This window comes from Mesorhizobium sp. M1A.F.Ca.IN.020.03.2.1 (assembly GCF_004023205.1).
Classification (GTDB): Bacteria; Pseudomonadota; Alphaproteobacteria; order Rhizobiales; family Rhizobiaceae; genus Mesorhizobium.
The window spans coordinates 27,921-45,173 of record NZ_RZSV01000009.1; the positions used below are offsets into that span (position 1 = coordinate 27,921).

Consider the following 17,253-nt stretch of genomic DNA (forward strand, 5'->3'; position numbering starts at 1 on the left):
GCGGCGGGAGGAAGTCCCGTCGCCCACCAACCCCCTACCACAGAGACCAGAGACCATGACCGACAAGATGACTGAATACGAGTTCACCCTGCTCGACGGCAGCAAGCGCTACGAGTTCGTGAGCGAGCTTGGCGACGCGTTCGCTTTCCAGCGCATGCACAAGGCGCGATCCTTCAAGCCGGTGGACGCGGCCGACCCATGGGAGACCGCCGCCCGAGCCGCAGGTTGGGAACAGAGAGACAGCCATTTCACGCGCTGCGGTGTGTCGATTGCATACGTCGATTGGAAGACTCTTTGCATCGCAGAAGGGATCAGCCCATGAACGCGCTCATCCCGCGCAACACGATCGAGCAGATCGTCGCCTATCGGGACGCCGCGGTCGCGGCCTATCACGGGGCGTTCGCCTCAATGGAGCAAGCCGACTGGGAATTGAAGAAGGCGGCGGCGCTCTGGAAAGCGGCCGCCGGAGATCATGCCTGCTCTCGATACGGAGACCGCGACAACCGCGAGGTCAGGGCATTTTTCGAAGCCGTCGATTTGCCAGACGCCGAGCAGTGGAAGCGCACAGCAATCCGCCTGATCGATATCTCGTGCTGGCATTACCTGGTCCAGATGACCGACCTCGAGATCCTGATGGACAAGCAGGCCAAGGACGAGCTGCGCGACACTCTCAGGTGGGTGCCGGAGCGCTACGACCACCGGCACGGCGACGGAAAGGAACTGGTCAATCTCGACGAGATCATGGGGATCCCGCCGGTGACCGTCGACAACGTGTACGCCACGATCGACAAGTGGGCCGGCGAATCCGAAATGATCTTCCGCCGGGGCATCGCCACGGCGTTTTCCAAGCTCGATCGCCGTTTCCGTTCGCACGACGGCTTCAAGGTCGGCAGCCGCATGATCCTGCCCTATGCCTTCGACCGCGACCACGGCACCGTAACGTGGGGCGGAACATGGGAGACGGTGCGCGATATCGAGCGGACGTTCTCAATCCTCGACGGCAAGAAGCCGACCTACAACAGCATCGAGAACCAGGTGCGAGCCGAGCGCAGGGGCTTTCAGCCTCAGCAGTCCGAACATCACGGCGAGTATTTCAGGATCGTCGCCTACAAGAACGGCAACGCGCATCTCTGGTTCACGCGTGACGACCTGGTGGAAAGGGTCAACAAGATGCTCGCCGAATACTATGGCGAGGTGATCGGCGACGGCCAGACGCGCGAGCAGGACGATCTGTTCCGGAACCGCAAGACCACGCCGGCGAAGAACTTCGGCTTTTTCCCGACGCCTGACGAGGCGGCCGACGAGCTCTTGAAGGGCATTCCGATCATGCAGGCCAGCGATGCGCCGCGCCTTCGGATCCTCGAACCCAGCGCCGGCACCGGCAGCCTCGCGCGACGTTGCATCACCAGCCTAAACGACTTCTCCGGTCACTACGGCTACGACGACCCGGTGAAGCGCGAGAGATGGCGCGCCGAGTATCGCTTCGACAATATCGTCGATTGCGTCGAGCTGCAGCCTGCGCTGGCGGCCGCGCTCGAAGCGCAGCGCCTCTATCGCAAGGTCTACGCGACCGACTTCCTTGCGCTCCGCCCCTCAGTGACGGGAAAATACGATCGCATCATCATGAACCCGCCGTTCGACATGGAGCGCGACATCGACCATGTAGTGCACGCCCTGGACTTCCTGGAAGACGGCGGGTGCCTCGCTGCAATCATGTCGGCCGGCACCGAGTTTCGCGAAACTCGCAAGGCCATCGCTTTCCGGGCCTTGATCGAGAAGCTGAACGGCCAGTTCCGCGATCTGCCGCACGGATCCTTCGCCGAGGTCGGGACCTACGTGAACACCGTCACGGTCAAGCTATGGAAGGACGGCCGCAGAAATTACTTTTAGCTTGACCATATTGTAACCAAACTGGTTACATCATAGGATCGTTATCCCTACCACGGAGTCCAAAAGTGTTTCGCCCGTTACCAGAAGACGAGGAGGAGCGGCGGCGCCGGCTCCCCACCATCAGCCAGGCCCTCGACATGTGGTCGTCCTGGCATAGCGACTGGTCGCCCCTCGGCTGCACCGGGGATTACGCCCTGGACATGCGGCTCGCAGATGCATTCCGCAATCTGCTCTACCGGCCGGAGCTTCGCGACCGGCTTGACTGGATCGAGCGACAGCTACGCGAGCCCCGCCATCGTGCGGCCGACGACCGCTACCAGGCCGAGCTGATCAAGTGGTGGCTCGAATTGTTCGCCAGCGAGACGCTCCCCACCATCAACCAACGCCTCGAGGCACGAGAACTGCAATGCGCTTCATCCTGATCGATTCCACACTCCGGCGCGCCACCGACTACCAGACGCCGCGCCCTCTGGGGCACCAGCTCTTCTGCGAACTTCTTGAGAGCGACAGCCTCGACCGCGTGGAGTTGGCGCCGGGCCTGGACCTCTGGCTCTCAACCGGACCATGGCGAAGGACGTTCCAGTTTTTCCGCTCGGGCGCCGAGTTCGCGGGCAATGGGATCCTGGCAGGACGAACGCTGCTCGACGACGTCAAGAGCTTGCCGCGCGCCATCAGTTTCGAGACGGTGACGGCGTGGGTCAATTATCCCGAAGTGCGCTTCGAGGCGCCGCAGCCACGCCGAAAATATCAAAGGCCGACCGGGTTGCCCCTGATCGGCCCTCCTCTCCATCCCTACCACAGGACAGCGCCCGAAGGCGCTGGAGAGAACCCATACCTAATGCAGATGTACGGGTGAGGCAACGTACCAAAATGGTAACACACAGTGTCATTTTGGTTGCTTGAGAAATTCACCGGATTTACATTTGGACCTGTCCAAAGCCCTACCACCGAAAGAGACGAAGATGCGCATTTTCACCAGCTCCTGGTTCACCAAGCTGCCGCCCGAAATCCAGAAGATCGGGGTGTCCAGGGGAACGCCGCGAGGATATCCGGCGGGCTACCGCAAAATGCCCGAACTCGCCCCAGGCGAATGGTTCAAGACCGCCAGCGAGCGCGAGTACAAGCAGCTTTACTTCGAAGGCCTCGACAGGCTTAATCCCGGCCGGATCGTCGCCAAGATGGAAGACCTCTCGGGCGGCAGGGACGTCGCCCTGCTCTGCTACGAGGCCCCGACCGACAACCAGTATTGCCATCGCGCCTACATCTCGGTCTGGCTGAAAGAAAAGCTCCGGCTCGATGTGTTCGAACATGGCCTGGAGGCCGAGGGCTGCGGTTGGCATCATCCCAAGCTGCCGGCGCAATACCGCCTGCGTCAGCCACCGCAGCCCGTCCAGGTCGCGCCCTACCTCGGCGCCGAAGCGCCCGACCAGCAGGGCCGCGTCTGGAAGGTGATCGGCGTCAATCCGGAACACGTCGACCAGGCACTCGTGCAATGCGGTGACGACCAGCGCTCGATTTCCGGCGCCGTCCTGGAATCCCGGTTCAAGCCGGTGAACTGACTACCACCGAAGTCATTGAAATTATTGTTCTTTTTTGCCTGCACCCACTTGTAACCGATTTGGTTACAAGCTAAGTTATTGAAGTAACTTAGAATTCAGATCGGTGCAGCAGAAAGCCGTTTCCTTTCACCGCTGCAGCCTTCGCCGGAACTCCCCTTTCAGCAACGGGCCGGCGATTGGTGACTTCTCGTCAAACTGACCGGCCGAGTGAAATCGAACCGGGGACGGGCCAGGCCTAGCATAACCGCCGGAGCCGCACCGATCTGGGAAATCCCTACCACGGAGACCAGATTGAACCTCGAAATCGAAGCCCTGCGCCAGTCAGCTCCGAAGCTGCACGGCCGCGACGCGGAGTTCGCCGCTTCACTCCTGCACCAGTATGACAGCCGCTCGAGTCTCTCGGAACGGCAGTGGCCCTGGGTCGCTACCTTGACCCAGCGCGCACAGGCCGGCGAGCCCGCGGCGCCGAAGGCCAAGGTCGGCTCGATGGACGGCTTGATCGCGCTGTTCGACACGGCGATCGCCAACAAGCTCAAGCATCCGAAGATCCGCTTCGACATCAACGGCGAGACGGTCGTGCTCGCTCTCGCCGGTGAGCGCTCCGCCCACGCCGGCCAGATCAACGTGTCGTCGCCCGGATCGTTCGAGAGCCGCGACTGGTACGGCCGCATCGACCGCAAGGGCGAGTTCACCCGCTCGCGTCGGTCGCCCGGTCCTGACGGCCTGGTCACGGCTCTCACCGCTCTGGCCGAGAACCCCTCGAAGGCCGGCGCCGCCCACGGCAAGCGTACCGGCAATTGCTGTTTCTGCGCGACCGAGCTGACCGATCACCGCTCCATCGACGTCGGCTACGGGCCGGTGTGCGCCAAGCGCTGGGGACTGGCGTGGGGTTGATCCCCCGCGCCTTCCTCGAGATCCACCCCCTATCACGGAGAATGATCATGACCATCAACGTTACGCCGGCCGAGATGCTGGCTATCTGCAATGCTCTCGCCGCCTCGGGCAACCAGGCGCTGTCCGCCCGACTGGCCGAGGATGCCGAGATCGGCGAGCCGAAGACTGGCTTCGACGAAGCGATCGAGCAGGCGCTAGCGCGCCGGTCGCGCGACACTGTCAACCGCATCCGCGCCGAGCGCCGCATTGCCCGCGCCCTGGTGAAGGCCTGCCTCGACCGGGGCCACCTGATTTCCGTCAACGACGGCGAGGATTGGGTGGTGAAACGCTCCGACGACAAGGCGGCGATCATGCTGGCGCTGTTCTCGACCGACGAGGACGCCATCCATCTGCGGAGCCCGACCGGCGACAAACTCGGGTGGTTCCAGCTGATCTACGGCAATTCGGGCTACGATGTCGTGTCTGACCATTCCGATAACGCAATCTGCAGAGCGATCTGGGACGAGGTCATCATGCCGCTGGCCGAGAAGATCGAGGCGGAGGGCTGAGACCATGGCTGACGCGATCTTTATCAGCGTGGCCGCCAACGGCCATTCGACGCCCCACCTCGACCAGGTCTGCGTCTCGTTCTACGGCCCCAAGGGCGGCACGAGAGGCACCGAGACCATCACGCTCGAATCCGCGAAGAAGCTTCGTGACGAGCTGGTGGAAAAGATCCCCTTCGATCACGCCCGCGACACCGTCGACGATCTCACTCAGGCTCAGTCCTTCATTTCCGGCTTCGAGGGTGATCTGCTGCAGGTGGGTATTGCCGACATGCTCGCCGGCCTGCGCGCGGCGATCCGGCGTGAGCAGGCCGGGCCCGACTTGCTGGCCGCACTGCGGCTCTGCGTCATCCGCGACCCGACCCTGAAATACAACGCGATGGTGATGGAGGCGATCGCCAAGGCCAAGCCGCCGGCGCCAGAGGCCGCCACCAATCGCCCCGGCGATCAGGCCGCGATCTATGCCGAAGAGACCGGGGTCGACTACGCGACCGCGCTCGCTCGCTGCAATATGGACTGAGGAGAGCCACCATGACGATCGACATCACCACCACCGTCCATCTGTTCGTGGGCCATGTGAAGAACCCGCTCGACCTCGGCGAGCCGGAGTGGACCGGCACGCTGGGGGAGTTCTGGCAAAGCAACCAGGAAGCCTATCCGACCTGGGGCGACATCCGCCCGCTGCTCGACGAGCTGGACGAGTATCACCATGCCCATATCGGCGGCGGCGCCGGCGGCGACTTCACCATCTGCACGGCTTCGTTTCTCGCGGCCGCGCGTGCCAGGACGGAGGGCCAGGGCAATGGCTGACGTTCGGACCCCCGACGAGCTGATACAGGCGATCAAATCGCTGGCGCCGGGCTATTACACCGAGCGCGACGGCGGCGACTGGTATTCCGTGACGGCCTACCACGACCGAGTTGCCGAGGACTTTGCCCGGCGAGACGACGCGCGCCGCTGCATCCTCTGGCTTGCCGGTGAGCCGATGCCGGACGGCTGGCGCATCACAAGGGTCGGCAATCTCTCTTGCGATCTAGATTGTGGGCAGGGCTATCGAGCGACCATCTGGACGCGCTCGGTCGCGAAGGCATTTCCTGGTCGCGCTGCAGAACTGGTCGGCAACTTTTCTTAGTAACCCACTTGTAACCAGATCGGTTACAGGCTAAGTTCTTGATGTTGCTAAACAATTACCTACCACGGAGACCAAGACCATGAAGAAGCGCATCCCCCTGAACCTGGTGATCCCGAACCCCGACCAGCCGCGCAAGCATTTCGACCCGGTGAAGCTTCGCGAGCTGGCGGAATCGATCCGCGAGCGAGGCCTTATCCAGGCCATCACGGTCCGCCCCGTCGACGGCAAGTTCATGATCGTCGGCGGCGAGCGCCGCTGGCGCGCTCACCAGCTCATCGAGGCGGCCGACATTCTCTGCGAGGTCGTGAAGATCGACGACAATGAGATGGCGCTGCAGGCGATCGTGGAAAACCTCGCCCGGGCCGACATCAAGCCGCTGGAGGAAGCACGCGCCTTTCAGGCGATGATCGACCGCGGCTGGACGGTCGAGCAGCTGGCGAAGGATATCGGCGTCCAGCCGACGCGCATCAAGGCCCGCACGGCGCTCCTCAATCTCGACGAGACGATCCAGAAGCTGGTCGACAGTGGCGCCTTCCCGCTCGGCCACGCAAACGACCTGGTCGACCTCCCCACGGCCGATCAGATCAACATCGTGAGGCTGTTCTCCAGCGGCAAGCTGAAAGACTGGTCGAGCATCAAGGCAGCGGCGCAGGCGGTCCGCGACCGCATCGAGCAGGGCGGCATGTTCGACGACGAGAATAGGCCGGAGCCCTCGAAAGACGATATGGCCGCCGTGAGCCGGATGGAGAAGACGGTCGAGCGCATCATCGCCGCGATCGCCGGCGGCTTCAAGGACGGCGAGTGCATCGCCTTGAAGTCGGTTGACCCCAGCAAGGCCGACAAGTGGGCCGACACGCTGGCGGCGGCGTCGCGCTCCATCCGTTCGATGGAGTCGCAGCTGCGCCAGGCACATGCGCGCTCGATGCTGGTGTAGGAATCCGCGCCGCCGGCTCCGGCCGGCGGGTTGTGGTAGGGAGGGGCAGCGGATTGGTCTCCGCTGCCCCATTTTCTTGTCGAGTGTAGAGGCTCCGCCAGCGCGCGTCAGTCGCCGGCCTTCCCATCACACGCCCGATGGTCGCCGCGCTCGTCCTCGGCCGCCTCTGGCGGCGCAGCGTCCAATCTAGCGAGTTCCTTCTCCCGCAGTATGGCGCACCGCTCGCATTGCCCGGCGCCCGAATTTTCGATGAGCCATCCGGCCGGCGCGTCCTGGGATCCGCAGAGCGAGACGGCGAGCCCGAGACCGCGCCGGCGAAAGTAGTGTGTGGTGACGGCAGTCGGCGACTTGAGAGCCCAGCCCTCGCGAAATCCTGTCATCAGCGGTGCTCCACCGGAATCATCCGGCCCTTGCGAAAAATGCGCTCGGCCGCGTCGCGGGCCGTGGAGAGAGTTTCCCCGTCGCGCCTTAACCGGCCATTGAAGTAGGCCAACAAATGGTCGGTGACCGCCTTCTGCGCCTCCAGCTCGGTCGGGAACAGACGCGGCTTGCCGCCGTCCTCGAGCACCGGCTCAGCCTGCCCGTCCTCGGCAAAGCGCAGCATGGCGTAATGACCTCCCGCGACGGGGACAGTGAAGCCGGCGAAGTGATTCATGCTGCAGTCCTTTCGAAAATTTCGGGATCGGCTTCATCGGCGGGTGATCCTGGCATCGGGGCGGCGCTGGCGGATGCGAGCCACAGCGGCATCTCGGATCTCGGCTTCGGCCGAGCTGCGGTGGGCAGGCATCAACTCACCCACTCCGGCCGGCACTCCAGAATGTGCAGCCGCTTTTTCGTGATGCCGGCGTAGCGCCAGCCGGCTTGATAGAAGCAGTGGCCCCATGTGGGTCGCCCTGCGCTCCAGGTGGGCTCGACCTCGCGGGGATCGACAAAGGTGAATAGCCGCTCGCCCGGCCAGCGCTGCCAAACGATCGCCATTGCGGCGGCAAGCAGCTCGCTTGCGACTTCACCGGTCTCTCGACGGAAGATCGCGCAGTTGACGCCTTGCTGATTATCGAAGCGGTGCCGCTCGCGTCGCCAAGCCGAAACCGCGCCGGCGTCAGCCGTGAGCAAGACGAGCATTTCGCCCGGACCGACGAACAACGCAGGCTGCCGCCCGTCGGCGTAGCGATAGCGGGAATAGTGGCGGTGGAAGATGTCGCGCGCGGTGTCGTTGCCATCGAGCACCTCGATCCAACCCTCGCCGATCAAGAAGGGTTGGACGTTCACGGCTGGTAGTCTTTCCAGTCGACGCGATTGATGACCGTCGGCCCGGCATAGTCGCCGACGAGGTTCTGTTCCCAGACGAACCAGGCCAGGTTCATGCGGCTCGAGGCTTCGTTGCCGTCCCAGCCGTCGCGATGCATCATCGGCAGGCGCCGCGTGAAGACATGGATGCGCGCCGGCTTGCAATCGTCCATGGCGTAGTTGCGGTCGGGATCGTCGAAGCCGCAGAGGAAATTCAGGTTGAGCAACAGCGCCATCTTCGGCGGCCGGTGCACGCGCAGCGCATGCGCGACGAAAGCGTTGAGCACGCCGCCGTAGGGCGGGTTGGTGGCGATATCGTCACAATCGTCGCCTGCCTCGCTGGTGAGGAAATCCCGAACGTCCTGCAAGACGCCATGGCGATCGGCGGTGCCGTAGTCGACGAGGTCGGAAAGCGCGACGTCGTAGCCGGCCGCTTCCAGCATGCGCGAGATCGCGCCGCGACCGCATGCCGGTTCCTTGATGCGAGGGCCGAAGGTCTCCAGCGCCAGCAGCGTGTGCACCGCTTCCGGGCACGTCTCGTAGAGATTGTTGCCGCGCTCGGCCGCGCTGGCGGTGTCGGTGCCGATCGCCACGCGCAGATTCGCCCGGCTCGGCTCGAGTCCTTCCGCGACGCGCCCGGCGATCACCCGCTCGACAATGCCAGGATCCCGCCGCTCGGCATCGGCCAGCTTGCGAGCGTCGTGGATTTCCTTTCGGGTGAGCCCGGCTTCGGCTGCCGTGAAACCGTTTCCGTCTGGAACGGTTTTCGGCCTGCCGCCCTTCGAGGCCTCCCCTTTTTCCTGGGCGGCAGTCCATTCGGTGGCAATCGTGATCTTCGCGCGCGTTTCGATCAGCAGCGCGTCACCCTGGAGCCGGCGTGCCTTCCGGATCAGATGCTCGCCGGCATGGAAGCGGGTGGCGTAGCTGCCTGCCGCCTTCGCCTGGTCATAGGCGCCAGCGGCCAGCATGCGTGCCGATGCGACGTCGCCGTCGTCGAACAGCATCCGAGCTCGCTCGATGACATGAGCGAGTCCGGAATCGTCGAAGGGGACGACCGCCTCCATGGCTTATGCCATTTCAGACAGCTTGGCCCGCGCCGGATCGAGCACCTCGAGTGTCGTCCTGATCTGGTGGAGATCGGCGTCGGTCTCCTGGTAGCAATTGTCCCGCACCAGCTTCGCCTGGGCGATGACGCGCTCGTACTCGACCGTCGCGGCGGCCTTGGTCGCTTCAAGTTCGGTCTCCTTGGTGCGCAGCCGGTCGATGTGCCGTTTCAGCGACATACCGGTGGTGGCGATCATGTTGCGAACCGAGGGTTTCGGCTGGGAGGGATCTCGGGCCAGTTCCTGGGAGACGGCTTCCGAGAAGTCTTCGTCGACATCCAGCGGCTCGGTGCCGGCGGTTTGTAGAGTGTCCATTTCAGTTGATCCTCAGGTAGATGCCGCGACACGACACGCGCGGGATTGCGCGGCCGCGAAAACGGCGGATGAAACGGGAAAGGAAGGAGGTCATTGCGCTTGTTCGCCGTATTGTTCGGCGACGATGGCGCCGACGACCTCGTCGACGTGGTCGTCGCTCCACCACTTGCTTTTCTTGGCGCCGATCACCTGCCCCTGCGCCGAGCGCGGCGTGCCGTAGGCCAGACATTTGCCGAGCCCAACTCGACGGGCGTCAGGGAAGGCGATGATCAAGGCTTCCATGGCGAGATGACGCGCGCGCACGCCGAGTTCGCCGGCGCACACCGCAAACGGATCCTCTCGGTGCGGCCGGCAGGCCATTACGATGGCAAGGGCAATCTGGTCGGCTGTCGGGAACATCAGATGATCCCCGCCGCAAAACGGTCGGCAGCGCGAAGGGCTTGACCTATGAGCATGTGCATCATCTCGGACTGCGACCAGATAGGAGACCGAAGGGATGCGGCCTCGGCCAGGATCACGCCGTGAAGCATGTCGAGACTTGCCCGGTACCAGTGCTGGCCGAGATGGCAGTTGGCGAGAGTCCGCTCGGCACCAAGCACTATGGTGCGCGCCGCAGCGAGCCCCGGCGTCCAGACGACATGCGCGAAATGTAGCCTCTCCCACCGGCCGGGCTGGAGCTGAGGGAGATGCGCTTCGATGTTCTCGGCCGTCGCAAGCCGGAAGACGCCCGGGTCGGCCTCGAACCCGACGGCGCAGACCGCGGCATGGCCGGAGTTCTTGCGCCGATCGACCAGATTGCGCGGCATCGCGATGTCAACCGGCATTGTTTTCCTGCTCCTCACGCCGGCGACGTTTCTCCTCGCGCTTGCGTTCCCTCCGAAGTTGGTCGATCTCCCGAACGGTCTTGCGCCGGAAGCTCCGGCTGGTGCGGACGAGGCCAAACTCCTTCTCGATGCCGACAAGGATCTGGCCCAGGACGCGGCTCTTGACGTCGTGCAACGCCTGCCTCGACATGACCTCGACGCGGTGCCGGTCCCAGACGCGGGTGCAGAACTCGACGCCGTGGCCGCCGGCATGCGCCAGGAACGTCCGCTTGTAGCGCTGCGCGTCTTGCCCTTGCCGCCCTGCCCGCACGAAGCGGAGAAGGTCCATGATGTCGACCATGCGATCGGCGGCCGACTGGTGAACCACGATGCGAACTTCGGTGTTGTCGTACTGTGGCATCCCGTCGGCCATGCGCGACAGCTCGCGCACATAGGCCTGATGCTCGGTCTCTCGCGACGAGGGCATAGCCGATCCGACCTTGGAGACCATGCGGCGTTCGAAGTCGGGCATGTTTCGGGCCGTGTCGACGGCGTCGCCAAACAGTATCCAGAGCAGGTGGCGCGGCGTGGGCAGGCCCCGCCTGTTCTTGGTGAAGAAGATGTCCTCGGCATGCCGCATGTGCTCGATAAAGCGGTCGATCCGCTTCTCCAGCTCGGCGGGCGTATCGAGAAAAAGGCGCTTCATCTTCATCATGCCCGAGCCGCCGAAGCAGTATCCGTTACGGTTCCGGATGTTGCCAAATTGGTTACACGATTGGCAAGCGAAAGATCATTCGGCCAACGTGTTTTCCGTAGGATGCGACGACACTTAATCGTGCTTTGCACGCCCGGCTCACCATAGTGGCGGCGGATCGAGCCCAGCCATGCGCCCCACTCGGGCCGCTCGGGGGTGATCACGAAATCCCCGTCCTTGTCGATGGGTGGCGCGCCATGGAACTCGAGGAAGAGCTGCTTTTTCAGGAAGGGGATCATCATGGGCTTTTCCTTCCGAAGGATCATGGTTGTTCGATAGGTCCCCGCCGTCGCAACCGCCAGCGCCTTGCCGTCAGCTTCAAGGCTTGCGAACGTCTTCGCAGCCGCTTCCCGGCTGTCCGGTCGCATCTTCTCTGGCCATGAGGACCACAGCATATCGAAATCCCCTCCGCCCGGCGCGTCAGCGCGCCCTGGAGGTTCTCTTACTGGTTCCCTTACAGGGTTAGTGTCCGGATTCCGGACTCGGCTATAGGCATTTTCCGGACACGGCTCGCCCTCTTTTCCGGACTCGGCCCCGTGTCCAGATTCCGGACTCGGCTCCACCACATCTTCTGCCGTGACGAAATCGGCCTCGAACGCGAACCGATAGCGCGTGTTCTCCTGCTGTTTGGTGCGGGGGTTGATATGCTGCTCCCGGCGGATTAGGCCGGTCAGCTCCAGGATCTTGAGATGCTCATTGAGCGCAGAGCGCGACATCTCGCAGTCATAGGCGAGCTTGTCTTGGGACGGGAAGCAGCCAAGGTCGGGGTTGTGGCGGTCGCAGAGATGCCAGAGGACGATGCGCGTGGCAGGTTTGAGCCCGCGCTGGGTTATGGCCCAATTTGTGGCGGCATGGCTCATGTTGGCAGTGCCTCAACTGCCGCGACCGCGGTTTCAACCGGGCAACTATACCACTCGCCAGACAGGTGCCATTTGGCCAGGGCAATGTGGGTGAGCCGCTCAGCGTCCTGATGGTCTGCGAAGTGCCGCTGGAACACCACCACCGCTTTGATGGCCTTGTTGCGATTTACGGCCTTGCAGCGGCGGGTGGGATCGGTCGACATCCCGATCTTGACCCCGCCGTGCTCAGCCGTCATCACATACACGAAGGCCCGATCCTCGCGGACCGGTCTCGGGCCATGCTTACGAATTATCGTCATGTCGCTCTCTCAACTGCGAGGAGCGGCAATCCTACAAGCTACAAATGGTATTGCCGTTCAATGCGGTAGTTCATTGCCTATCCAATCGACGCCAACACCGCCGACAGGATTTGTTTAGTCATGGTAGGACCGACGTTTTCTCCCAGATATGCCGCTGCAGCCACCAGATGCACAGTTGCACTTCGCTCGGCGGCAGCCGATCCAATGCTCCTTGCTGTATGACAAAACCCGGCCATAACTGTCTTTACTTCACCGTTTACCGCCTGCCCGCCGTCAGTCTGCTTCATTTTTATTAAACCTCCTGGGAATGTTTCAACCTGAAACATCCGTGCGGACCTAAGGCGGAAGTAATTGGCGGAGGAAATCACACCTCCGTCAAAATCAGCCCCTGTTCGAAGCTTTCGCGATGACGGCTACAGGTTCGTTAACCGGCTCCACATCGGAGCCTGCCTTTTGGCACAAACGGTTGTAGCGGCCGAGGAGGTCGAAGATGGCTTTGCCGTTCCAGTTGGAAGCGGTGCCGTACCAAGCATCCCTCACCCGCCAGTGGCCACGCGGATAGCCCAGCGCGTCACAGGCAGCGTTGATCTGAGCTTTGATGCCCATACCTGGTTTGATAGTTCCGGCGGCTTTGAACACCACCTGTTGTAGCTCTGCAGCAATATCCTGCATCGATTCCTCACAAAAAACAGGAGAAGGAACGACGACCCATCGGGATTCTCGGATGCCTTGTCGGACACATCCAACAATTTCCCCGCCATCATCGCGACAACCGCAAGGGGAATGCCGATGGCCCATGACGATGATTGCTGGAAACCGCTTGGAGTTGCGGCTTGGGAAGTTGTTGAACGCGCCGACCAATTTCGGACGGAACGAGGAACCGTGTGGATCGTATCTCGGGTCAAGCCGAAGTCCGGCACTGTGCAACAACATCTGCCGCCTCCCTGCCCAACCAATGGTTTGCGTTCACCTCACCGTCGGTCATAACGACGATGCGGTCGAGATATGGTTGCCTGGGCATCCGGCCGGCCTCGTACCGATCGACTGTCAGCCGCGTACAGTCGATCATCCGGCCCACGTCGGCAGTGCTTAGATTGCGTTCTTCACGCCACTTCGTCAGTTGATGCAGGTTTTCCATGGGCGGGTTTTGTCACCAATTTGGTTACAAGTCAAGGCTTGTAACCATTCTGGCACAGTTTCGCAGGAAATCGTTTTGAGCTACCGCATTGATATGGCGAATGGAATTAAGCACTTCCGGGAGAAAGCCGGGCTCACCAAGGCTGAGCTTGCGCGTCGCGTTGGCACCACAAGGCCCCAGATGGGCCGCCTCGAGGAAGAGGATGGCCCAAACGGCCGGAAACTCACGTTGAAGTGGGCGGAGCGAATCGCGCCGCACCTCAATGTCAGGCCGGAAGAGCTTATGTTTCCGGAGCTTGCGGCGATTGACGTCAGCAAATTCAACCAGGTGTTCGAGATCGCCGGCGGCAAAAATCAAACGCCAGGCCTCGTGCTGGATCCTGAGTTTCTGGCCCGGATGCTGCCGAACTCAACGGGCCACAACCTCCGGTTCATGATGGTCGACGCCTACCAGGCCAATGGCATTGTTGCCAAAGGGGATGCGCTTGTGATCGATCTGGACGACAACACCCCCAATCGACCCGGCATCTTCGCCCTAGAGATCGCCGGCGCGGTGCAGTGGCGCTACCTTTCGCCCACGACGGCAGGCGCCGTCCAGGTCCACAACGACAACCCCGCGGCGGTCAACGAAACCGTCCAGCCGAAGGACTTGAAGGTCATCGGACGCGCCCGGCTGAGGATTTCCACACTCTGATCTGCATTTTTTTTGCGCGAGATGTAACCAATTTGGGTACAGCTCTTGCAAAACGTACCAAATCGGTTACGATCCTATTCACGCAGAAGGATCGCTAGACCGATGGCCCAGTTGCCCCTGGTTGTATTTTCCCATCATGCCTCGCGGTCATGTGTTGAGTATCTGCGTGTTCCCGGCCGGGCCGGTGTGACCCCCCCGCACCATTCGCCCGCACCAGCTCGGCCGGGTTCTCCCAATCTAAGCAGCACTGCGCCCCGCGACCGCTTCGTCGCGCCCATTGCGTTGCCAAAATGGTTTCACGTGTAACACAAAAGGAAACAGACGGATGACGGCGGACCAATATGCATGGTGGCGTCAGGCCTTGAAACTGGCGGGCGGATATCGCGAGCTGACCAACGATCAGCTGCTCCTGCTCGCCCCTTCTGCCGACAGCCCGGAGTCAGGATTTTTCAGGAACCGTCCATTCAAGGATGCGCCCCTGGTTCCTGTTGCCATTTGGCGCGACGCATCGGGCAATGTCATCTGCCTGCAGGGCGGCAAGGAAGCGGAGGCCGATAGGGTCTGGAACTATGCTTGCCGCAACCCGATCACCGAAGCGCTCTATCATTCGGTGCTGGCCGGCGAGCCTTGGCCAGATGAGCCTCCGTCGGTTTCGAAGGAACACAACCTCCCGGCCAAGACCGGCGATCTGCACAAAGACCTGACCCTTGAGCTGGCCGCCGAGAAGGAGACGGTCGAGGGCTTCCTCAAAAAGCCGATCAGCACCCAGGAGCAGGCCGATCAGGCGGGCGTCTGGGCAAAGCGGCTCGCCGGAATCGCCACCAAGGCGGACGAACAATTCAACGTCGAGAAGCGTCCTTGGCTCGATGGCGGCAACGCCGTCGATGACAAATGGCGCGATCTGCGGACCGATGCCAAGGACCTCGCCAAGAAGCTGAAAAAGCATGGTGAGGCGTGGCTGAAAGAACTGGACCGCCTGGAGCAGGAGCGCCAGCGCAAGGCTCGCGAGGACGCAGATCGCATTCGGCGCGAGGCAGAGGCGGCTGAGCAGCGGGCGGCCGACGTCGCGCGCGCGGCCGAGGAGGAGAAGGCTCAGCGCGAAGCCGACACTTCACCCGGCCTCGCATCTTCGTTCGCACAGGAGAGCGACCAGGAGGCCCGGCGGCTCGAAGCCGAGGCCGAGGCAAGGCAGTTGGCCCAGCGCGCAGCGGAAGCCGCACGCGAGGCCCAAGCCCGTCCGGTCTTCGCTGGCAGGACCGGCGCCAAGATGTCCCTGCACACCTATTGGGTCGCGAACATCACCGATTACGACGCGCTGGTTGTGGCCTTGAAAGACGAGCCGGAGGTCCGGGAGGCGATCGAGAAGATCGCAGGCCGCATCGCGCGCAACAAAGACGCCGCCCTGCCGGCCGGCATGGAGCGGGTTCCAGACAAGAGGGCAGCATGACCGACCAGAAGATCGTCGCCGTGAAATTCGGCGAGAGCGACAAAACCTACGACTATTTCGCCGGCGCCTTCGACGTGGCTGTCGGCTCCCGCGTCATGGTGCCTGTTCGCGGCCGCGAGACGTCCGTCACGGTCGCCGAGATTAAGGATCATTCCGACGCCGCCAAGACAGCCATCCTCGCAATCGACGTGCGCACCGACGAGCAGCGCGCCGCCAAGCATCCTAACGGCCGGCACCAGTGGTCGCCCGACGGAACGCTGCTCGACGAGAACGGCAACCGGTCGTTCTTCGACGACGTGGACAAATAGCTATGCGCTTGGTCCGCGTTGCCATCGTCATTTTCTGGCTGCCCGTGATGATCAGCGCCGCTTGCAGTCGGCTCTTCCGCGAAGTCCCCGCCGCTTTCTGGTTCGCGTGGAACGACATGTGCATCGAGCAGGACGAGATGCGCCGGACCTGGCGCGCCAACAGCTTCAACCTCGAGGATTGGAAATGAACGAACGGGCTCAGGTACCGGCCCTTATGGTCGGCGGCGCGATCAGCGCCATAATCCCTCAGTCGATCGAGGAAACGTGGCGTCTCGCCACCATGATCGTCGAGGCCGGTCTGGCGCCACAGGCGCTTGTCGGTCGCGAACCGGCCGAGGATGCCGGCGACGACGCCTGGAAGCGTTGGGGCAAGAAGGGCACCAGCGCCGTGGCCATCGTCATCATGTCCGGCGCGGAGCTCGGCCTGCCGCCCATGGTGGCGCTGCGCAGCTTTACCGTCATCGGCGGCAAGCCGGCGCTTTACGGCGACGGACTGATCAACGTCGTTCGAAAGTCGGGCAGAGCGAAATCGGTCGAGCTGGGCTATCTGCGCGATGCGACGAAAGAGGCGCTCCTCAATCTCGGCCTGCACAAGGACGTGGTTGCCCAGATGAACACCGTCGACGAGCGCACCATCGGCTGGTGCAAGGCGGTGCGCTCCGACACAGGGGAAATGAAGGTCGAGGCCTATTCGGTCGCGGATGCCAAGCAAGCCGGCCTCTGGGACGAACGTCCGACCCGTCGCGGCAAGGTCTGGAAAAACAATCAGCATGTGTGGGACGACGTGCCTAACGATTCCTCCTGGTTCCGCCATCCCAAGCGGATGAAGCAATGGCGCGCAGCTGGTTTCTGTCTGCGCGAGCTATTCGGCGACGTTCTTGGCGGCGTGCGAGACGAGTTCGAGGCCCGCGAGATCGCCGGCGATCTGATCGAGCACCACGACGACGAGCCGGCACCCAGGGCGAGGCTTACCCCGCCATCGCCGCCACCGGTGCCCAGCCTCGACGCCGTCGACCCTATCCCCGAGAACGGGTTCGACAAGGATGTCGAGGGCATGCACGACGGCGCAGAAGCCGCCGAGGAGGAGCAACCAGCGGCCTTCGACTACGGCAAGTTCTTCGAGGATTTCCAGATCGCCCTTCAAGGTGCGAAGTCGACCGCGGCTGTGGAGGAAATCTGGACCGAGTTCGACGTCGAGGATCAATTCCACGACGACGAGAGCAGTCGCCAGCTGGCCGACAAGATCAAGGCGCGGAGGCTCGCTGCGCTCGCTCCGCCGAGCGCGGGCTGAT

General features: G+C 62.8%; 28 protein-coding genes. 16 read left to right on the forward strand and 12 right to left on the reverse strand.

Annotated features, from left to right (window positions below):
• Positions 1 to 55: 55 nt before the first annotated feature.
• The 11 genes from EOA79_RS03055 to EOA79_RS03105 all read left to right on the forward strand — a co-directional run bounded on the left by EOA79_RS03055 (position 56) and on the right by EOA79_RS03105 (position 6,954).
• A complete protein-coding gene (locus EOA79_RS03055; RefSeq protein ID WP_127334925.1) occupies positions 56 to 322 on the forward strand; it encodes a hypothetical protein in 267 nt (88 codons plus the stop codon).
• Entirely contained in the window at positions 319 to 1,890 is a 1,572-nt protein-coding gene (locus EOA79_RS03060) for a DUF4942 domain-containing protein (protein ID WP_127334926.1), read from the forward strand. The genes EOA79_RS03055 and EOA79_RS03060 overlap by 4 nt, the downstream gene beginning before the upstream one ends.
• A gap of 65 nt (positions 1,891 to 1,955) precedes the next feature.
• Complete coding sequence (locus tag EOA79_RS03065; RefSeq protein ID WP_066993672.1) at positions 1,956 to 2,312, forward strand: hypothetical protein; 357 nt, start codon at positions 1,956 to 1,958, stop codon at positions 2,310 to 2,312.
• Positions 2,297 to 2,746, forward strand: a complete 450-nt coding sequence (locus EOA79_RS03070; RefSeq protein WP_127334927.1) for a hypothetical protein — start codon at positions 2,297 to 2,299, stop codon at positions 2,744 to 2,746. The genes EOA79_RS03065 and EOA79_RS03070 overlap by 16 nt, the downstream gene beginning before the upstream one ends.
• A 106-nt stretch (positions 2,747 to 2,852) precedes the next feature.
• On the forward strand, positions 2,853 to 3,449 hold the full coding sequence (locus EOA79_RS03075; RefSeq protein ID WP_127334928.1) for a hypothetical protein: 597 nt from the start codon (positions 2,853 to 2,855) through the stop codon (positions 3,447 to 3,449).
• 291 nt (positions 3,450 to 3,740) lie between these two features.
• Positions 3,741 to 4,343, forward strand: a complete 603-nt coding sequence (locus tag EOA79_RS03080; protein ID WP_127334929.1) for a DUF6011 domain-containing protein — start codon at positions 3,741 to 3,743, stop codon at positions 4,341 to 4,343.
• Between the two features lie 47 nt (positions 4,344 to 4,390).
• Positions 4,391 to 4,891, forward strand: coding sequence for a hypothetical protein (locus EOA79_RS03085; protein ID WP_127334930.1), 501 nt, complete (start codon positions 4,391 to 4,393; stop codon positions 4,889 to 4,891).
• Between the two features lie 4 nt (positions 4,892 to 4,895).
• Positions 4,896 to 5,408: a hypothetical protein gene (locus EOA79_RS03090; protein ID WP_127334931.1), complete on the forward strand. Its 513-nt coding sequence runs from the start codon at positions 4,896 to 4,898 to the stop codon at positions 5,406 to 5,408.
• An 11-nt stretch (positions 5,409 to 5,419) separates the two neighbouring features.
• Positions 5,420 to 5,698 carry a hypothetical protein gene (locus EOA79_RS03095; protein ID WP_127334932.1) on the forward strand — a complete coding sequence of 93 codons (279 nt, stop codon included), beginning with the start codon at positions 5,420 to 5,422 and terminating at the stop codon, positions 5,696 to 5,698.
• Positions 5,691 to 6,020, forward strand: a complete 330-nt coding sequence (locus EOA79_RS03100; RefSeq protein WP_127334933.1) for a hypothetical protein — start codon at positions 5,691 to 5,693, stop codon at positions 6,018 to 6,020. Before EOA79_RS03095 ends, EOA79_RS03100 begins: the two co-directional genes overlap by 8 nt.
• Before the next feature lie 79 nt (positions 6,021 to 6,099).
• A complete protein-coding gene (locus EOA79_RS03105) occupies positions 6,100 to 6,954 on the forward strand; it encodes a ParB/RepB/Spo0J family partition protein (RefSeq protein ID WP_127334934.1) in 855 nt (284 codons plus the stop codon).
• Positions 6,955 to 7,061: 107 nt separating this feature from the next.
• Here the strand turns inward: EOA79_RS03105 and EOA79_RS03110 are convergent, their stop codons facing one another.
• From EOA79_RS03110 to EOA79_RS03170, 12 genes are all read right to left on the reverse strand, one after another.
• Positions 7,062 to 7,334 (reverse strand): hypothetical protein, encoded by a 273-nt coding sequence (locus tag EOA79_RS03110; protein ID WP_127334935.1) that lies wholly within the window; start codon positions 7,332 to 7,334, stop codon positions 7,062 to 7,064.
• Positions 7,334 to 7,609, reverse strand: a complete 276-nt coding sequence (locus EOA79_RS03115; RefSeq protein ID WP_127334936.1) for a hypothetical protein — start codon at positions 7,607 to 7,609, stop codon at positions 7,334 to 7,336. The genes EOA79_RS03110 and EOA79_RS03115 overlap by 1 nt, the downstream gene beginning before the upstream one ends.
• Positions 7,610 to 7,740: 131 nt before the next feature.
• Complete coding sequence (locus EOA79_RS03125; protein ID WP_127334937.1) at positions 7,741 to 8,205, reverse strand: hypothetical protein; 465 nt, start codon at positions 8,203 to 8,205, stop codon at positions 7,741 to 7,743.
• Between the two features lie 14 nt (positions 8,206 to 8,219).
• Positions 8,220 to 9,305: an SAM-dependent methyltransferase gene (locus tag EOA79_RS03130; protein ID WP_127334938.1), complete on the reverse strand. Its 1,086-nt coding sequence runs from the start codon at positions 9,303 to 9,305 to the stop codon at positions 8,220 to 8,222.
• Positions 9,306 to 9,308: 3 nt separating this feature from the next.
• On the reverse strand, positions 9,309 to 9,659 hold the full coding sequence (locus EOA79_RS03135; RefSeq protein WP_095783013.1) for a hypothetical protein: 351 nt from the start codon (positions 9,657 to 9,659) through the stop codon (positions 9,309 to 9,311).
• A 90-nt stretch (positions 9,660 to 9,749) separates the two neighbouring features.
• Complete coding sequence (locus tag EOA79_RS03140) at positions 9,750 to 10,058, reverse strand: hypothetical protein (RefSeq protein WP_127334939.1); 309 nt, start codon at positions 10,056 to 10,058, stop codon at positions 9,750 to 9,752.
• Positions 10,058 to 10,483: a hypothetical protein gene (locus tag EOA79_RS03145; RefSeq protein ID WP_127334940.1), complete on the reverse strand. Its 426-nt coding sequence runs from the start codon at positions 10,481 to 10,483 to the stop codon at positions 10,058 to 10,060. The genes EOA79_RS03140 and EOA79_RS03145 overlap by 1 nt, the downstream gene beginning before the upstream one ends.
• Positions 10,473 to 11,177: a hypothetical protein gene (locus EOA79_RS03150; RefSeq protein ID WP_127334941.1), complete on the reverse strand. Its 705-nt coding sequence runs from the start codon at positions 11,175 to 11,177 to the stop codon at positions 10,473 to 10,475. Before EOA79_RS03150 ends, EOA79_RS03145 begins: the two co-directional genes overlap by 11 nt.
• Positions 11,174 to 12,076, reverse strand: a complete 903-nt coding sequence (locus EOA79_RS03155; RefSeq protein ID WP_127334942.1) for a helix-turn-helix domain-containing protein — start codon at positions 12,074 to 12,076, stop codon at positions 11,174 to 11,176. The genes EOA79_RS03150 and EOA79_RS03155 overlap by 4 nt, the downstream gene beginning before the upstream one ends.
• Positions 12,073 to 12,312 carry a GIY-YIG nuclease family protein gene (locus tag EOA79_RS03160; RefSeq protein ID WP_245322469.1) on the reverse strand — a complete coding sequence of 80 codons (240 nt, stop codon included), beginning with the start codon at positions 12,310 to 12,312 and terminating at the stop codon, positions 12,073 to 12,075. Before EOA79_RS03160 ends, EOA79_RS03155 begins: the two co-directional genes overlap by 4 nt.
• 140 nt (positions 12,313 to 12,452) lie before the next feature.
• Positions 12,453 to 12,662 (reverse strand): hypothetical protein, encoded by a 210-nt coding sequence (locus EOA79_RS03165; protein ID WP_127334943.1) that lies wholly within the window; start codon positions 12,660 to 12,662, stop codon positions 12,453 to 12,455.
• A 94-nt stretch (positions 12,663 to 12,756) separates the two neighbouring features.
• Positions 12,757 to 13,308, reverse strand: coding sequence for a hypothetical protein (locus tag EOA79_RS03170; protein ID WP_127334944.1), 552 nt, complete (start codon positions 13,306 to 13,308; stop codon positions 12,757 to 12,759).
• A 280-nt stretch (positions 13,309 to 13,588) separates the two neighbouring features.
• Here EOA79_RS03170 and EOA79_RS03175 point away from each other — a divergent pair, with 280 nt between their 5' ends.
• The 5 genes from EOA79_RS03175 (at position 13,589) to EOA79_RS03195 (ending at position 17,252) form a co-directional block, all read left to right on the forward strand.
• The gene (locus EOA79_RS03175; RefSeq protein ID WP_164748194.1) at positions 13,589 to 14,206 is read left to right on the forward strand and encodes a helix-turn-helix domain-containing protein; all 618 of its coding nucleotides are present in this window, start codon (positions 13,589 to 13,591) and stop codon (positions 14,204 to 14,206) included.
• A 610-nt stretch (positions 14,207 to 14,816) separates the two neighbouring features.
• Positions 14,817 to 15,653 carry a hypothetical protein gene (locus EOA79_RS03180; protein ID WP_127334946.1) on the forward strand — a complete coding sequence of 279 codons (837 nt, stop codon included), beginning with the start codon at positions 14,817 to 14,819 and terminating at the stop codon, positions 15,651 to 15,653.
• Positions 15,650 to 15,961, forward strand: coding sequence for a hypothetical protein (locus tag EOA79_RS03185; RefSeq protein ID WP_127334947.1), 312 nt, complete (start codon positions 15,650 to 15,652; stop codon positions 15,959 to 15,961). Before EOA79_RS03180 ends, EOA79_RS03185 begins: the two co-directional genes overlap by 4 nt.
• 2 nt (positions 15,962 to 15,963) lie before the next feature.
• The gene (locus EOA79_RS03190) at positions 15,964 to 16,149 is read left to right on the forward strand and encodes a hypothetical protein (RefSeq protein WP_128292859.1); all 186 of its coding nucleotides are present in this window, start codon (positions 15,964 to 15,966) and stop codon (positions 16,147 to 16,149) included.
• Complete coding sequence (locus EOA79_RS03195; protein WP_127334949.1) at positions 16,146 to 17,252, forward strand: hypothetical protein; 1,107 nt, start codon at positions 16,146 to 16,148, stop codon at positions 17,250 to 17,252. Before EOA79_RS03190 ends, EOA79_RS03195 begins: the two co-directional genes overlap by 4 nt.
• Position 17,253: the final 1 nt, after the last annotated feature.

Coding starts and splice junctions, on each gene's coding strand:
- EOA79_RS03055 (WP_127334925.1), top strand. CDS start 56: ATGACCGACAAGATGACTGAATACGAGTTCACCCTGCTCGACGGCAGC.
- EOA79_RS03155 (WP_127334942.1), bottom strand. CDS start 12,076: ATGAGCCATGCCGCCACAAATTGGGCCATAACCCAGCGCGGGCTCAAA.
- EOA79_RS03185 (WP_127334947.1), top strand. CDS start 15,650: ATGACCGACCAGAAGATCGTCGCCGTGAAATTCGGCGAGAGCGACAAA.
- EOA79_RS03095 (WP_127334932.1), top strand. CDS start 5,420: ATGACGATCGACATCACCACCACCGTCCATCTGTTCGTGGGCCATGTG.
- EOA79_RS03070 (WP_127334927.1), top strand. CDS start 2,297: ATGCGCTTCATCCTGATCGATTCCACACTCCGGCGCGCCACCGACTAC.
- EOA79_RS03075 (WP_127334928.1), top strand. CDS start 2,853: ATGCGCATTTTCACCAGCTCCTGGTTCACCAAGCTGCCGCCCGAAATC.
- EOA79_RS03145 (WP_127334940.1), bottom strand. CDS start 10,483: ATGCCGGTTGACATCGCGATGCCGCGCAATCTGGTCGATCGGCGCAAG.
- EOA79_RS03115 (WP_127334936.1), bottom strand. CDS start 7,609: ATGAATCACTTCGCCGGCTTCACTGTCCCCGTCGCGGGAGGTCATTAC.
- EOA79_RS03190 (WP_128292859.1), top strand. CDS start 15,964: ATGCGCTTGGTCCGCGTTGCCATCGTCATTTTCTGGCTGCCCGTGATG.
- EOA79_RS03085 (WP_127334930.1), top strand. CDS start 4,391: ATGACCATCAACGTTACGCCGGCCGAGATGCTGGCTATCTGCAATGCT.
- EOA79_RS03100 (WP_127334933.1), top strand. CDS start 5,691: ATGGCTGACGTTCGGACCCCCGACGAGCTGATACAGGCGATCAAATCG.
- EOA79_RS03090 (WP_127334931.1), top strand. CDS start 4,896: ATGGCTGACGCGATCTTTATCAGCGTGGCCGCCAACGGCCATTCGACG.
- EOA79_RS03060 (WP_127334926.1), top strand. CDS start 319: ATGAACGCGCTCATCCCGCGCAACACGATCGAGCAGATCGTCGCCTAT.
- EOA79_RS03130 (WP_127334938.1), bottom strand. CDS start 9,305: ATGGAGGCGGTCGTCCCCTTCGACGATTCCGGACTCGCTCATGTCATC.
- EOA79_RS03170 (WP_127334944.1), bottom strand. CDS start 13,308: ATGTTGTTGCACAGTGCCGGACTTCGGCTTGACCCGAGATACGATCCA.
- EOA79_RS03135 (WP_095783013.1), bottom strand. CDS start 9,659: ATGGACACTCTACAAACCGCCGGCACCGAGCCGCTGGATGTCGACGAA.
- EOA79_RS03140 (WP_127334939.1), bottom strand. CDS start 10,058: ATGTTCCCGACAGCCGACCAGATTGCCCTTGCCATCGTAATGGCCTGC.
- EOA79_RS03195 (WP_127334949.1), top strand. CDS start 16,146: ATGAACGAACGGGCTCAGGTACCGGCCCTTATGGTCGGCGGCGCGATC.
- EOA79_RS03110 (WP_127334935.1), bottom strand. CDS start 7,334: ATGACAGGATTTCGCGAGGGCTGGGCTCTCAAGTCGCCGACTGCCGTC.
- EOA79_RS03150 (WP_127334941.1), bottom strand. CDS start 11,177: ATGATGAAGATGAAGCGCCTTTTTCTCGATACGCCCGCCGAGCTGGAG.
- EOA79_RS03105 (WP_127334934.1), top strand. CDS start 6,100: ATGAAGAAGCGCATCCCCCTGAACCTGGTGATCCCGAACCCCGACCAG.
- EOA79_RS03160 (WP_245322469.1), bottom strand. CDS start 12,312: ATGACGGCTGAGCACGGCGGGGTCAAGATCGGGATGTCGACCGATCCC.
- EOA79_RS03165 (WP_127334943.1), bottom strand. CDS start 12,662: ATGAAGCAGACTGACGGCGGGCAGGCGGTAAACGGTGAAGTAAAGACA.